The sequence below is a fragment of the Fulvivirga sedimenti genome (genome assembly GCF_020328055.1).
On sequence record NZ_JAIXNE010000002.1, the window covers coordinates 739722 to 754596 of the forward strand.

Sequence of the window (14875 nt, forward strand, 5' to 3'; positions counted from 1 at the left end):
AAACCAATGATAACCATAGGTAAGAAAATTGGCATAATCATCCTTATCACGATCACAAGTATTGTGTTACTCCATGTTGTGCTTGGGTTTTGGATAGAAAACCGCCTGGAGGATCTTCTTAATAACAATACCGAAGGCAGTTATCAAATCGGCTATTCAGGCATTGACTTGCATTCCCTTTTTAATGGTGCAACGATTGAGCGCTTGGAAATTAAACCGAATACGGGTATCCATGATCAGGCGGTTAGCATATATGGCACCACCCGGCGTGTCGAAATTAACGGTCTGCAATGGATGAAACTCCTGACTGGAAAAACACTTCAGATCAAAGATATGATTCTGGAAAGGCCGGAGTTTACCGTTTATATAAGCACTGATACCACCCGACGTAGAGAACCTGGAAAAAGCTTTCAGAACCTCTTCAAAAATATTATTTCTGCCGCAGAACTACAGGGATTTTATCTGGAATCAGGCCGCGTTAAATTTTTAAAATTTGATGCGAATGACACTATTCAGTATGCCAGCATTGACAGGGTTGATATTGAAGCGCTGAACATTGAAACTGATTCGGTGATTATGTCCTACATCATTCCATTTCAACTGGGGCGAATAAAAACACACTTTGCCGGCATACAATACCAGCCCGATGAATTTTCCATTATCACTGCAGATTCTGTTAGCTTCGATTCACAAACAGAAGACTTCTCGGCATCAAATGTGTCGATGAAACTCACCAATGATTGGATCGATGTAAGTCGGCAAATGGGGGATCAGCAGGATATCATTGAATTTGATCTGAAAAAACTCAAAATAAATAACCTTGTGGCAAAGAGTACCCTCTATGACACACTGGACATCGAAGCATCCTCCATCTATATTGACAGCCTGATCCTGAAAGATCACAGGAATAAAAATATTCCAAGAAAGAATGAACCTGTAAAACCGCTCTTTGCAGGAATGATCCGCCAGATACCATTCCCCCTGAACGTAGATTCGGTAGTCATTTCCAATAGCCATATATCCTATACAGAACTCGGTGAAGGCAGAACAGAACCAGGAACACTTCAATTTGGAAACCTTAACGGGAGATTCAGCAGAATTACGACATCGCCGGCAATCCAGGGACCACTTGAAAAAATTGAGGCAACTATTTCAGGAAATATTAATGGCAATGCCAGTATACAATTGGAACTGTTAATTCCATATGAAGATGACCGGTTCTATGCCCATGCTAAAATTTCTAACATGAACGCACTTGTACTGAATAAAACAATCATGCCACTGGCTGACGTGAGGATTAGCTCAGGTAAAATACATGGTATCGAATTAACCATGGACGCAAATTCCAATACTTCTGGAAATTCTTTGAATTTGGATTACGAGAATTTAGGAGTTGAGTTGCTCATCGAAAATAAAAACGATCCGGGACAGCGGTATGGATTCCTTTCCGGTTTGTTCAATACCGCGATACGTCAGAATAATCTCCCCTCAGAAAACGGATATAAATCAGCGAATTACGTTACAACCAGAAACCTGAAAAGGGGGCCATTTAACTTCATGTGGCAAAGTATCAAAGAAGGAATGGTGGTAATCATACCCTCCAATACAGCATCCCTGTTTATTAATAAGAGTAAGAAGTAACTCTAATCACCCAGGTGTCTGTAGAGTGATGGTCAACAATTCATGTTGAATCAGCGTATAATATCAAGATGCTTCAAGTGTACATCATATAAAACAAGATACATTATCACTATGGGATTATTCTGGAACCTAATTCAACAAAGTCAAATAAGTCAGCAAAGCGACCGCGCCTCAACGTTGGAAGCGCGGGTTCAATATTTGGAAGTGGAACTTCGAAAGACCCAGGAACTTCTGATTAAAACACTAACCACCCTGGAGGAGTATACGGGGCGTGATATCAATAAGGATGGCAGGATAGGTTAATTTCCTGAATCAAATCTTTGGGCTCCGAATCTTTTTATCCGGCAAACCCCAATGAAATCGCGAGAAATACGTACTTTTCGCACTCACCCACTCTTGCTCATGAAAAGTACTATTGAAAAATTCTATCGCGCATTCGGAGACCTGGATGCTGATCGTATGCTGGAGTGCTATCATAAGGAAATCATTTTTGAAGATCCCGCCTTCGGGAAACTCGAAGGTGAACACGCCTGTAACATGTGGCGTATGCTTTGTCAGTCACAGCGGGGCAAGGATTTTCAAATTCATGCCTCAAATTTCGAATATGCTGAAGAGAAAGGCAGTGCACACTGGGAGGCATACTATATTTTCAGCAAAACCGGAAGAAAGGTCCACAATATCGTACGTGCATCATTTGAATTCAAGGACGGGTTGATCATTCACCATGTCGATGATTTTAATCTTAAATCATGGGCGAAGCAGGCACTCGGCCTTACCGGTCGCTTATTTGGAGGCACGAAAAGCTTTAAAGTTAAAATGCAGCAGCAAACGCAGGCCATGCTAAAAGAATATGAACGACGTACCGCAGAATAACAGATGAAGACCAATTCTTTCTTCAGGGGAATTGGACACCAAACCCTATTATACACAGTGGTATTTTCCCTTCTTTTGAGCTGTTCTTTCGACCATTCATTCCTGAAGCCTACCAGTTTTTCCAGGGCACAGAATCGAATTGTTGCTGCCTCCTCCTCAGATACGACTGTTCTTACTATTTCAGGACGTGACCTTCAGCCTTCCATTACCAAAACATCCGATAATGGGGATCTTTCTGAAACCTCCATCAAGGGGGTAACCTTCATTTCAGGATCGGGCAACAACCTGAATGGCTGGTTGTTGAGCCCTGTGAGTAAAAAAGCAATTACCACTATCATTCATCTCCACGGAAACGGTGGTTTTATGTTATCCCACCTGGGTTTTGGCACATCGATGGTTAAGCAGGGTTACCAGGTATTTATGTTTGACTACAGTGGTTTTGGGTATTCAAGCGGTGAGGCAACAAGGGAAAACAGCATGAATGACGCCCTCTCCGCAATTGATTTCGTCCTTTCGATGCCCGAGGTGGCAGGAACCAAAATCGTCCTGTACGGACAGTCATTTGGCGGCCATCTGGCACCAATGGTTGCAGGGGAACGACTGGAAAAGATCGACGTTTTGGTCCTTGAAGGCGCCTTCACCTCCTATCCTGCAATTGCCGGAAAGCAAGTACCCCTGCTTGGGCCGGTATTGGTAAAAGGTGGAAATTCAGCATTAAAGTCGATTCCTAATATTACCATACCAGTGTTAATCATCCATAGCAGGGAGGATAAAGTAATCCCTTTCCGGATGGGTGAAAAACTTTATGAGAAAGCCAGCGAGCCGAGGGAATTCATGGCTATCGATGGATGCCACATTTGCGGGCCTTCCCTATACCCCGAAGAAATTTCTAAAAAAATAGATGCATTAGTTGACAGTTACTGAGTACAGGTAAGTACTTTTGTCGCATTCGCACAGTATGGAAGATTTCAGGCCAATTATAAGGGTAATCGAAGAAGACTATGAAATCCCGCAGTTAGGAAAACACCGTCGCATATCAGCCCTGTTACCCTATGATTACGAAAAGACAGATAAGACATACCCCGTTCTTTATATGCAGGATGGTCAGAACCTGTTCAACCCGAATGCACCATTCGGAGACTGGGGAATCGATAAGTCGATCTCATCGCTTGCAAAACAAGGAATGAATGATCTGATCATCATTGCGATTGATCATGGGGAAAAGGAGCGTATTAAGGAATACCTTCCATTTAAGGATACCCGACTGGGGCCCGGAGACGGTGACCGCTACGTCGAATTCATGATCAAAAAGCTTAAGCCTTATGTAGACCGAACATTCCGGGTGAAATCCGACCGGCTCAATACCGGTATCGGCGGAAGTTCCATGGGCGGTCTCATCAGTTTGTACGCCGGTTTAACACAATCAGATCATTTTGCCAAGCTCATGGTATTTTCGCCCAGTCTGTGGATCTCTCCCATTATTCATGAACATGGCCTGCACTTTTCGCCATCAGCCCCCACTTACCTGTACCTGTATGCCGGCGCTAAAGAAAGTAAATTCCACATACCTAACGTAGAGCGATTTAAATCTGCCTTATTAAAAGAAAAACAATCCTACCCTAACCTGAATTTTAAGCTTTCCATAAATGATCATGGTGAACACAATGAATATTTCTGGGGCCAGGAATTCCCAAAAGCCGTGAAATGGCTATATTATAATTAATGAAAACGACATATATCTCTTCCGAAAAGAATCCAACGTATTCAAACGTGATACTTCCCTTCTATGAGGATAATATCGATGCATCACTGATAGAAGAAGTATCCGGACATAAAGTAAATCACTCATTCTCAGGGACCTTTAAGGAGATCAACATCCTGTTTCATCCAACTACAGAAAAAACAATTTACCTGCTTGGATTGGGGAAAAAGGAAGATTTTGGCCGGCAGCATATCGCATTCCGACTGCTGGCACATCAACAACAGAAGAACTGGAAAAAGGGAATTTCAATTCTTGCCTCACACCTCGACAGTCATTCACTTGAGGCTGTCGGACTCGGCTTGGGCCTTGCCGCCTACAAGATCGGCAGGTTTAAAACCGGTTCAGATACCAGCCCCTTCTTTACAGACAAATTTGTAGCCCAGTGTGTGGTTCCGAAGGAAAAAAAGGAACTGGTCTCGCGGGGATTTGTGATTGCAGAAACGCTCAGCTCAATCATGACCCTGGTAGATGCACCCGGAAATGAAAAGCCGCCGGCTGTACTGGCAAAATGGGCTGAGGACTCGGCCAAAAAACATGGATATAAGGCGAGTATCCTGAACAAAAAAATGCTGGAAAAAGAAGGGTTACATGCCTTGCTCGCTGTTGGGCAGGGAAGCAAGTTCCCGCCTGTCCTGATTAAAACTGAATACCGTCCGAAAAAAAATTTGGCAAAAATACCGATGGTCGGACTTGTAGGGAAGGGTATTACCTTCGACACGGGTGGATTATCGATCAAAGGTTCCCAAAACCTGCATTATATGAAGAGCGATATGGGCGGGGCAGCAGCTGTTTTGGGTGCGGTTGAACTGGCGGCGCGCCTGAAGCTGAATATTCATGTGGTGGGCATTGTTGCGTCTGCTGAAAATGCAGTGGACGCCAACAGCTACCGTCCCGGGGATGTGATCAAATCGTACTCAGGGAAAACCATTGAAATTATTGATACCGACGCAGAGGGACGGCTTGTTCTTGCCGATGCCCTCGCATATATGGAAAAAAATTACACACCGGAACACCTGATCGATCTGGCCACATTAACTGGAAACGCGGTTATGGCGCTGGGTTATTCGGCCGGGGCCATGTTCTCAAATAACGATGAGCTTGCTTTACTGCTGAGCAAAGCGGGTGAAAAGGTTCATGAACGGGTGTGGCGTTTACCCTTGTATGACGATTTTGAGAGTGAACTTGAAAGTGATATTGCAGACGTACGGAATTTTAGCGGCAAACCCATAGCGGGCGCGATCACTGCAGCTAAATTTCTGGAGTATTTCGTGAAAGAACACCCTCGGTGGGCGCACCTTGATATTGCCGGCGTTGCGTTCGGTGATTCAGAATTTTCAAAAATGAAAAGTGCCAAAGGTTTTGGCCCCAGATTGTTACTCGAAGTGATGGAACAACTCTCCGAAAAATCGTAAATTTAGTATATACAAATACCCACTAACATGTCACGACCGCTTAATTTTCTATGCGTTTCGACCTACTTCAAAGGGGAAGCTTTTCTTCGTGCCTGTAAGGAAGCCGGAAACAATGTTTATCTGCTTACAGTACCAAAACTGGAACATGCCGACTGGCCGAGGGAATCGATAGATGATTTCTTCTTTATGGAAGTTGAAAAGAATGGAAACTGGCACAGGGAAGATGTGATAAACGGTCTGGCTTATAAATTCCGAACCATTCACTTCGACCGGTTTGTCGCACTGGATGATTTTGATGTGGAGAAGGTGGCCCTATTGCGGGAGTATTTTCGCTCTCCCGGGATGGGTGAAACCACCGCCCGCTATTTCCGCGATAAACTCGCCATGCGAATGAAAGCACGGGAAGAAGGTATAAATGTTCCGGATTTTACCGCTTTATTCAACGATGACGAAATCAATGCATTTGCAGATTCCGTCCCCACTCCCTGGCTGATAAAACCCCGGGGAGAAGCAAGTGCAACCGGGATAAAAAAGATCCACAGCAAGGATGACCTCTGGAGGATCATCAATGAGCTTGGCGATAAACGGCACCGGTATCTTGTTGAGCGATTTACACCGGGCGATGTATACCATGCCGATGCCCTCACCTTCGATGGAAAAGTGCAATTCTGTCGTGTTAGTCAGTACCTTGACACCCCCTTCGATGTTGCGCATGGCGGTGGAATATTTCGATCCCATACCATTGAAATGGGGTCGGATGATGACAAGGCACTGCAGCAAATGAATACGGATGTCATGAGGGCCTTTGGAATGCAATACAGCGCTTCCCATACCGAATTCATCAAGGCACATGAAGACGGAAAATATTACTTCCTGGAAACCTCCTCGAGGGTTGGCGGTGCAAATCTGGCAGAAATGGTAGAGGCAGCGACCGGTATCAACCTGTGGGCCGAGTGGGCACGACTGGAAACAGCAAAGGCACTGAAGAAAAAATATAAGGCGCCGAAAGACCGTAAACTCAATGCTGGAATTGTGGTTTCCTTAAGCCGGTTTGAACAACCGGATACCAGTTCTTTCACTGATGATGAACTTGTCTGGCGTATGCGAAAGGATTGGCATATCGGTCTCATCGTGCAATCGAAAAAACGGGAACGTATTCTTGAATTACTGGACGCGTACACACATCGCATCGCCGGAGAATTTCATGCCAGCGCGCCTGCACCGGAACGACCGACAAATTAGATTGACAAGGAATAGGGAGTAGTGAATAGCTTGTATTCCACCTACTCCCTACTCCCTACCACCAATTATCTGCTAAAAAACCCTACACTAGCCCCTACCCAGTCCTTGTCTTTATTATATTTCACCCCAATCATTTCGCCCTTGCTGAGACGTATCAGGTTATTCACAATAGTTGCCTGGGTTTCGCCTTTCTTCCAAAGCATCAGCATTCTGATCTCGCATTTTACCGGTTCATTAATACTTCTGATCACCGGCTCATACTTAACCCTCCGCTGTAAAATATAATTGTGCTTATCGGCAAGTGCATCCAGTTCTGCCGCAGTAACATTCAACCGAACTCCGGCACCCGCAAAAGAATAAAGGGGTTTCAAAACATAGTTTTCCAGGTCTTCCGGATATTTCTCGAGTTTATCGAGATAATGACATTCAGGAACATATTTGCTCTTAAGAAGCGGCATGGTGTATTTGCTGATACGGAAAAACCAGTTCGGGTGCCCTACCCATTCCACATCCACATCATCCTTAAAACTAAATTCCAGTTCAAGGTCGGTACGCTGATCCAGTTCATCAAAAATTACCCTGTTATAAATTTTATGGATCGTAACTTCATTCCCATCGTCATCAAGATAGTACAATCGGCGTCCATCTTTTTTAAGCCGGGTAATGCAAAGGATCTTTATTCCGAGATAGGCTTCTGCACCAAGAAAATCGATATACGTGTTTTGTTTTTCAGGCTCTATTTCCAATAAAACAACATTCCTGGGATTGCTGTCGCCGACAATGATTTCACGCAGCATTTCTACATACGTCTCTCTGTCAATATTGTTGACGTGTACTGTTAAGCCCTGGGGTATTTCAAAGAACTTCTTGTATGCAGATGAAAGAAGGTCCTGAAAAAAATATAATGAAGGGAAACCCTGAACCTCAATGAGCTGAGGGAACGGTTCTCCATTTTCATCCAGGCATATCCCAAAATCCATTTGGAGAAATCGTGTGTGATAATCCTCTCCCGGCACCTCAAGCATAGGATGCTTTATAGCCTCCCGGGTAATTTCCTTAAAATCGGGCTTGCAAATGACAGCGTTGATATCCTCACAAGCCTCAATCAATCGTTTTTTAAGAATGTCCGGGATGAAGACCGGTGTTTCAGCAATTCTGAAGGGTGGCTTGTGACCATATTGCTCAGTAATAAAATCCAGGAATGCCTGGTATTTCTCCTGTGTAAAGTTGCGGTTAAATTCTTCTCTGATTGATGGTATCATGATGCGACCGCCCCCACTGGCACAAGATTTTCCAATGCTGATTCGATGAAGTGTGGAATAATGAATCGATGCGTCAACGCGATTTTATCAGGATCCTCAAGATGGGTCATCATATTGGTATACTTCCGTTTGCTGAAGTTCCTGATAACAGTTTTTCTGTTTTCCTCCTTTTTAAAATGTTCCCTCATACCTATGGGGTCCGCTTCAGGATGAAACTGAGTACCAACGAACTCTTCAGAAAAACGCACAGCCATAATAGCGCGTTCGAGCTCCACATGAGTGCGTATTTTTTCAAGACTCAGTATCGTCGCGCCATGTTCCTTAAAAACCTTCAGATTTGGCTGAATCAGCTGCCAGTCCCTCGAATCAACAGCATAGTAGGGATCGGGAAGTCCGGCCAGGATCGGATCTTTTTTACCGGCAGCCGTTTTATGAACAGGATAAACACCGAATGAGGTGGATTTACGGCGTACAATATCACCCAGCTCAAAATGATTACATGCCATCTGAAACGAATGGCAAATAAAGAAGAAATACTTTTTCCTGGAAGCGCTGGTCTTGTTATGGTCCCAGGCGCGATCCAACAGGTCATAGAACTTCACATCCCAGTCACCATTCCCTTCAAGTGGATTCCCCGGCCCCCCGCTGCAAATGAAGATGTCATAATCAAGTGATGGAACAACATTATCCACACGCACATTGAACTCATCCCATTGCAACTGATCAGTATATTCATTGGCAATATCACGAAGACAGCGCATTCCCTGATTAGGATGGCCGTTATTCATATCGAGAATTGCCAGTTTTATGGTATTCATTATTATTACTTATTAATGCCTCTCATTGTTTCCTCTATAATAAAGTCAACAACTTTTTCGAGGCTTCCGGTTTCTTCATACACTTTTAATTGACGATCAGCACCGGTACCATTTTCCAGGATCTGAACCACCTTCTGCAGTTCATCCCTCGAACCAAGGTCATCGGCCACATCATCAACAAAATCCAGTATTTCATGGATCAACGCCCGGGTATCCACTTCCTCCTCCTTGCCAAAATCAATGAGCTTTCCGTCAAGTCCGTAACGGGATGCCCTCCATTTATTTTCATTGAGGACAATTCGTTTATAGCTCATAAAGTTCAGGTTTTGCGTGCGCAGCTTGTAAAGCTTGGCAACGAGAGCCTGAATAATCGCTGTAATAGCCACGGTCTCATCTGCGGTGAGAGGAATATCGCAAATCCTGATTTCCATGGTCGGATAGAAAGGATGAACCCGAAGGTCCCACCAGATCTTCTTCGCATTGTCGATACTCCTTGTCTTGATGAGCAAATTCACATAACTGTCGTATTCGGCCACACTTTCAAAATGGTCCGGAATACCTGTTCTGGGAAATTTATCAAATACTTTCGATCGAAATGCCTTGAAGCCCGTATTCCTGCCTTCCCAAAAGGGAGAATTGGTAGAAAGTGCGTAAACATGGGGCAGGAAATAACGCATGGAATTGGCTATATGCAGAGCCATATTCCGGTCATCAATACCAACATGCACATGCAAACCAAAAATGAGGTTGGAACGCGCCGTATCCTGCAATTCATGGATTATCTCATTGTAACGGGGATGTGGCGTGAGCAACTGCTTTTGCCAGGCAGAAAAGGGATGGGTCCCTGCTGCACCAATCCTGAACCCAAGTGACCGGGCTATACTGTCGACATCTCTTCGCAGTCCGGTAATCTGCTCGCGTGCATCGTGGATGTCGGTACATATATTGGTACCCACTTCCACAACTGCCTGGTGCATTTCGGCCTTAACCTGCTCACCAAGGGTTTCTGCTGCTGCTTCAACTATTTTTTGTTCATGTGAGGCAAGTTCCCGGGTCTCCGGATCGATAACCTGATACTCCTCTTCTATTCCTAAGGTAAATTTCATAACTGATTGGTTAGCTCGGGAGATTACCCATCTCCCGATACCAATTTAAGCATCCGTTACGACTTTATTTAGCAGAACGGCCTTTTGAAGTCCCTTTTTTTGCTGCCGCCGGTTTAGTTGCCGCAGATTTTTTCGGGGCAGTAGCTTTAGCCGCGCTTGCTTTTGCTGTCGCCTTTTTAACCGGAGCAGCAGATTTGGCTGCAGGTTTCTTAGCGGCTGGCTTGGCTGCTGTTTTTTTAGCTGCCGCCTTCCTGGCCGGTGATTTTACCGAAGGAGCAGTCGCATCTTTGATAAAGGTTCCCCACGTCAGGTTCATCTGACCTTCCTTGTGTGCCTTAGCCCTCTCAATCGCCATGTTCGCCGCATTCTCTACAATCCATTCAAAATTATCCTCGCCCACGGAATGAATATCCGCATCGGGTGCCGGATTGCAAAAATCGATCGCATAGGGGATACCATCCCTGACAGCAAATTCAACTGTATTGAAATCGTAACCCAACGCCTGATTCAACTTAATGCAATAATCCTCAATCTTCTTGAGTAAGGCTTTTTCAACAGGTTGTGCATCACGAACGTACCTGAGATGGTGAGGGTTACGGGGCTCATACTGCATGATGTGGATTTTATTGCCACCCAGTGCGTAGCAACGGAAATATTCAGTAAACTGAATCTCTTCCTGCAACATCATGACCAGCTGACCGGTCTCCTGATGACGTGCGAAGAGCTCATCCTGGTCATTTAATTTATATACGCTTTTCCAGCCGCCTCCTGAAAATGGCTTCATATAGGCCGGAAACCCGATATAATTAAATATACGTTCCCAATCAGTAGGGAATTTCAGGTTCCTGAATGAATTCTCATTGGTATCATCCGGACGATGATGCGAGGGCAAAAGGACCGTTTTCGGAACGGGTACACCAATCTTTTCAGCCAGCGCATTGTTGAAAAACTTCTCATCCGCACTCCACCAGAACGGGTTGTTGATAACCGCAGTACCACTGATCGCCGCATTTTTCAAAAAGGCACGGTAAAAGGGTACATCCTGCGATATTCGGTCGATGATTACAGCATATTCCGACGGATCCGCTTGTTGTACGACATCAATGGATACCGCTTCCGCCTGTATACCACTTATCTTTTTTTCATTTACACGCTCAATAAATGCCCAGGGGAAGGTATTTTCCTGTCCGAACAGAATCCCAATTTTTTTCATGATTTTATGTTATTTAATTAAAGACAAATAATGTGGAAACATGTCCCGCCATATCGGCCAGTCATGTTTTGCCCAGCGACGAAGGTCATACCAGTGATGTATACCCTTGCTGTTCAGTATTCCGGATAACCGCTCATTTGCATCCAGGCAAATATCCCACTCACCTACTCCCAGAACAATATTCATATTCCACAGTTCCGGATGGCTGCTGCCAGGCAGGTAATCAACCGGATTATGGAAATAAACGGTATCATCATAATGCCCGTCCATAAATGATTTAACGTCAAATGCTCCGCTCATACTGAACATATGACTCACACTTTCCGGATGCCTGAAAGCGAAATTCGCCGCATGGTAGCCACCAAAACTCGCCCCGGCAACCGCAACTTTGGGTATTTTCTTTTCCAACCGGATGTGATGTACAAGTTCGTTCATGATGAACCTGTCATATAATTCGTGATTCCGAACCCTGTCGGCCGGATGTATAGACTTGTTGTACCAGCTCATCTTATCGATACTGTCAGGACAGTATAACTGGATAAGTCCCTGCTCCAAAAACCAGCGGGCAGACTCAATCAAATCAAAATCTTTGCTTTCGTAATATCTTCCCATGGTTGTAGGGAAAATAATTACCGGGTATCCCGCATGTCCGTAAACCAGCATCTCTATTTCCCTGCCCATTGCATGAGAATACCACCTGATATATTCCTCTTTCAAAATGATATTTGGTTAAATAATGACGATCCTTTCAAATCGGCTGCAAAGTTCGTATTAATCCTGATCAGATCAAAACATTATTTGGTACTGCTGTTCCTATAAGTTACTGCATTCGTTTGAAATAGACATATTGAGAATACTTTTTTTCTATGAATCTCGAAGAAATGATAGATTTGCTTCTATCATGTCGGATCATAAAGAAAAACGGGTTCAAAAAACCATTATCAGACACCGCTCGGAGGAACACGTCAACTCGTTCCTGATGCATTGTCATCTCGGTATGCATTCTCGTTTTTTAAAGCGAAATGTTAATGTTGACATCTTTTATCCTGCAGCGAATGGTCACAAAAATCAGAAGGAGACCCCTACCCTCTTTTTAAATGACGGACAGGATGCACGGCAGCTCCGTCTGCAAAAAACACTTACTTCAAGATACAGGAATAAAGATAAAGCAGACATCGCAGTGATCGGTATTCATGCAGGCGACCGTATCAATGAGTATGGCACCTCCGGAACACCGGATTACATGGGACGAGGCTGGAAAGCAGGACAGTATACTTCATTCGTCCTCGAGGAACTCATGCCTTTCATCCGTAAAGAATATGGCTTCGCCATGGATTGTAGTAAAACAGCCATTGCAGGATTTTCACTGGGCGGCTTAAGTGCCATGGATATTGCCTGGCATCATCCGGAATACTTTACGCGCGTCGGCGTATTTTCAGGTTCCTTCTGGTGGAGAAAAAAAGGCCTGGAGGATCATTATAAGGACAGTGACCGGATCATGCATGCGCGAATCGATTCTGGCTCCCATAAACCGGAACTGGAATTCTGGTTTCAGGCAGGCACCAATGATGAAAAATCCGACCGCAATAACAATGGAATCATCGATTCCATCGACGACACGCTGGACATTATGAAAAGCCTTAAAAACGCAGGGTACACGGATGCATCCATGACGTACGTTGAGGTTGAGGGCGGAGAACATAACTTCCATACGTGGTCTGAAGTTTTCCCTGAATTCCTCAAGTGGGCTTTTGACCGATAGATCTCCTGATTTAACCTCACTATAATTTACGAAATCAGGGATCACAGATCTGGTTAAAAATGACTACCTTACCTGTCTACCCAACCAACAACTTATAAAGACCAATGCACGGATGCATCACATGGTTCGTGCAAAAGACTGGCCCCTAATGCCAGTTCTCTGGCACTCATTTGAGATCCGGCCATTTGACTTCTTCGACGGGAACCCGGCGCTGGATTTGCCTAAATAATCAGGACAGTTCCCAGCCCTTTCTGTATTCCCGCTTCAGCAATGCATTGGCTTTCGCATCATTGGTAATTTTCATAGCCACCGGATCGAAGTCGATGCGCTGATTTGAGCGCAAGGCAATTGCAGCCAAATTGATGGTATCTGTAATGGTCTGTGCACGGAGGAAACTTCCGGGCGTTTGTTTCTTTTCGCGAACACGATCTATCCAGATTTCCGTATCTCTTTCCACATTCGAAGAATCTACAGATTCATGACCCGCCATCCTTGAATCGGGGATTAAACGCGGGTCTTCACCACGAAATCCACCCAGGATTTTACCTTTGTCTCCTACGAACATCAGTCCTTCGCTGGGAATATCCTTCCCGTCTGCCTCCAGTTCTTCTGTAGCAAATGGCTTCATTCCTCCATCATACCATATCAGATCAAATGACGGAAGGGACTTCTGTTCCGGGAATTTCAACTTTATCATACAGCTATGGGGAAATGCCACATCATTTTCAACCCAGTGATAAACATTGTCCTTCGCCTCGCGCGTAGTAGTACCAAATGCACGGGCACTGACGGGGGACCGGTCTATACCTAGCGTTTCGAACAATGGAAATAAGCTGTAGTGTCCCATATCAGCGATACTGCCTCCACCGAAATCATACCATCCCCGGAAGACATTATGTGTATAATTCGGATGATAGGGCATATCCGGAACCGGACCAAGCCAAAGATCCCAGTTGAATCCAGCCGGGACCGGAGGAGTCCCCGAAGGACGTTTGGTCCATTGTTCCCAAACGGGTCGGTACGACCAGTTGTGAATTTCTCTGAGGGTACCAATCTCACCGGCATTGATCCAGCCCTTTATTTTTTCATATTCCGGGCGGTTACTCCATGCCAATAAATGTGTAATTACACCCGTTTCCCGAGCCTTTTCTATAGTCAGGCGCCCCTCTTCCATCCGGTTTGCAATGGGTTTATGTGTAACCACATGAATCCCCCTGTCCATAGCCGCGATGGCAATCGTTGCATGCAGATGATCCGGCGTCATTATTTTCACCACATCAATATCCTTCTCCCGTGCAAATAACTCACGGAAATCCTCGTAGGAACCACATGCTTTCGATCCTTTTTTTCCGGCCTTTTTTGCGTAGTAGGCATTTACATATTCCTCAGCCACATCACGACCACCCGGAATCCCCTGTACGCCTTCCCACCAGGAATTATCACCCAATACCCGCCTGATATCATCGCGAATACCGTAGGGTGACCAGTCAATGTAGTTTGTAGTGTATTTGTTTGGATCACATACCGCAACAAGCTGTATCCTTTCATCCTGGAGCATGCCACCCATTTCCCTCAGACCCTGTGTACCGCACCCAATATTGGCAACAGTGATTTTATCGGATGGTGCAATTTTGCCGGATCCCCCCAAAACATGGGATGGCACAATGCTGATGGTTGCCGCGGAAGCAGCAGCTGTCTCAATGAATTTTCTTCGGGTAAGATTTTCTTTTTTCATGATATGCCTTTTTCTGCAGTTCTGAAGTTAAATATCCATTTTAAAGATT

The 14875-nt window shown here is 44.8% G+C and carries 15 protein-coding genes; 9 read left to right on the plus strand and 6 right to left on the minus strand.

What is annotated here, in order from left to right; all coding sequences use genetic code 11:
• Positions 1-6: 6 nt before the first annotated feature.
• From LDX50_RS09610 to LDX50_RS09640, 7 genes are all read left to right on the plus strand, one after another.
• Positions 7-1641 (plus strand): hypothetical protein, encoded by a 1635-nt coding sequence (locus LDX50_RS09610; protein ID WP_225698230.1) that lies wholly within the window; start codon positions 7-9, stop codon positions 1639-1641.
• A 111-nt stretch (positions 1642-1752) separates the two neighbouring features.
• Entirely contained in the window at positions 1753-1944 is a 192-nt protein-coding gene (locus tag LDX50_RS09615; protein ID WP_225698231.1) for a hypothetical protein, read from the plus strand.
• A 51-nt stretch (positions 1945-1995) separates the two neighbouring features.
• Entirely contained in the window at positions 1996-2514 is a 519-nt protein-coding gene (locus LDX50_RS09620) for a nuclear transport factor 2 family protein (protein ID WP_225698232.1), read from the plus strand.
• 3 nt (positions 2515-2517) lie between these two features.
• A complete protein-coding gene (locus LDX50_RS09625; protein WP_225698233.1) occupies positions 2518-3438 on the plus strand; it encodes an alpha/beta hydrolase in 921 nt (306 codons plus the stop codon).
• A 34-nt stretch (positions 3439-3472) separates the two neighbouring features.
• On the plus strand, positions 3473-4237 hold the full coding sequence (locus LDX50_RS09630) for an alpha/beta hydrolase (RefSeq protein WP_225698234.1): 765 nt from the start codon (positions 3473-3475) through the stop codon (positions 4235-4237).
• On the plus strand, positions 4237-5688 hold the full coding sequence (locus LDX50_RS09635; RefSeq protein ID WP_225698235.1) for a leucyl aminopeptidase family protein: 1452 nt from the start codon (positions 4237-4239) through the stop codon (positions 5686-5688). The genes LDX50_RS09630 and LDX50_RS09635 overlap by 1 nt, the downstream gene beginning before the upstream one ends.
• Positions 5689-5715: 27 nt before the next feature.
• Positions 5716-6930, plus strand: a complete 1215-nt coding sequence (locus LDX50_RS09640; protein ID WP_225698236.1) for an ATP-grasp domain-containing protein — start codon at positions 5716-5718, stop codon at positions 6928-6930.
• Between the two features lie 65 nt (positions 6931-6995).
• Here the strand turns inward: LDX50_RS09640 and LDX50_RS09645 are convergent, their stop codons facing one another.
• The 5 genes from LDX50_RS09645 to LDX50_RS09665 form a co-directional block, all read right to left on the minus strand.
• Entirely contained in the window at positions 6996-8192 is a 1197-nt protein-coding gene (locus LDX50_RS09645) for a hypothetical protein (RefSeq protein WP_225698237.1), read from the minus strand.
• On the minus strand, positions 8189-9010 hold the full coding sequence (locus tag LDX50_RS09650) for a type 1 glutamine amidotransferase (protein WP_225698238.1): 822 nt from the start codon (positions 9008-9010) through the stop codon (positions 8189-8191). Before LDX50_RS09650 ends, LDX50_RS09645 begins: the two co-directional genes overlap by 4 nt.
• Before the next feature lie 5 nt (positions 9011-9015).
• Positions 9016-10116 (minus strand): carboxylate-amine ligase, encoded by a 1101-nt coding sequence (locus LDX50_RS09655; RefSeq protein ID WP_225698239.1) that lies wholly within the window; start codon positions 10114-10116, stop codon positions 9016-9018.
• 64 nt (positions 10117-10180) lie between these two features.
• Entirely contained in the window at positions 10181-11329 is a 1149-nt protein-coding gene (locus tag LDX50_RS09660) for an ATP-grasp domain-containing protein (protein ID WP_225698240.1), read from the minus strand.
• Positions 11330-11338: 9 nt separating this feature from the next.
• Entirely contained in the window at positions 11339-12046 is a 708-nt protein-coding gene (locus LDX50_RS09665; RefSeq protein WP_225698241.1) for an esterase family protein, read from the minus strand.
• 184 nt (positions 12047-12230) lie between these two features.
• Here LDX50_RS09665 and LDX50_RS09670 point away from each other — a divergent pair, with 184 nt between their 5' ends.
• Positions 12231-13091 (plus strand): alpha/beta hydrolase, encoded by an 861-nt coding sequence (locus LDX50_RS09670; protein WP_225698242.1) that lies wholly within the window; start codon positions 12231-12233, stop codon positions 13089-13091.
• A gap of 112 nt (positions 13092-13203) precedes the next feature.
• Positions 13204-13320, plus strand: a complete 117-nt coding sequence (locus LDX50_RS31070; RefSeq protein ID WP_225698243.1) for a copper amine oxidase — start codon at positions 13204-13206, stop codon at positions 13318-13320.
• Here LDX50_RS31070 and LDX50_RS09680 read toward each other — a convergent pair whose 3' ends face one another.
• Entirely contained in the window at positions 13321-14826 is a 1506-nt protein-coding gene (locus LDX50_RS09680) for a Gfo/Idh/MocA family protein (protein WP_225698244.1), read from the minus strand.
• Between the last annotated feature and the right edge of the window lie 49 nt (positions 14827-14875).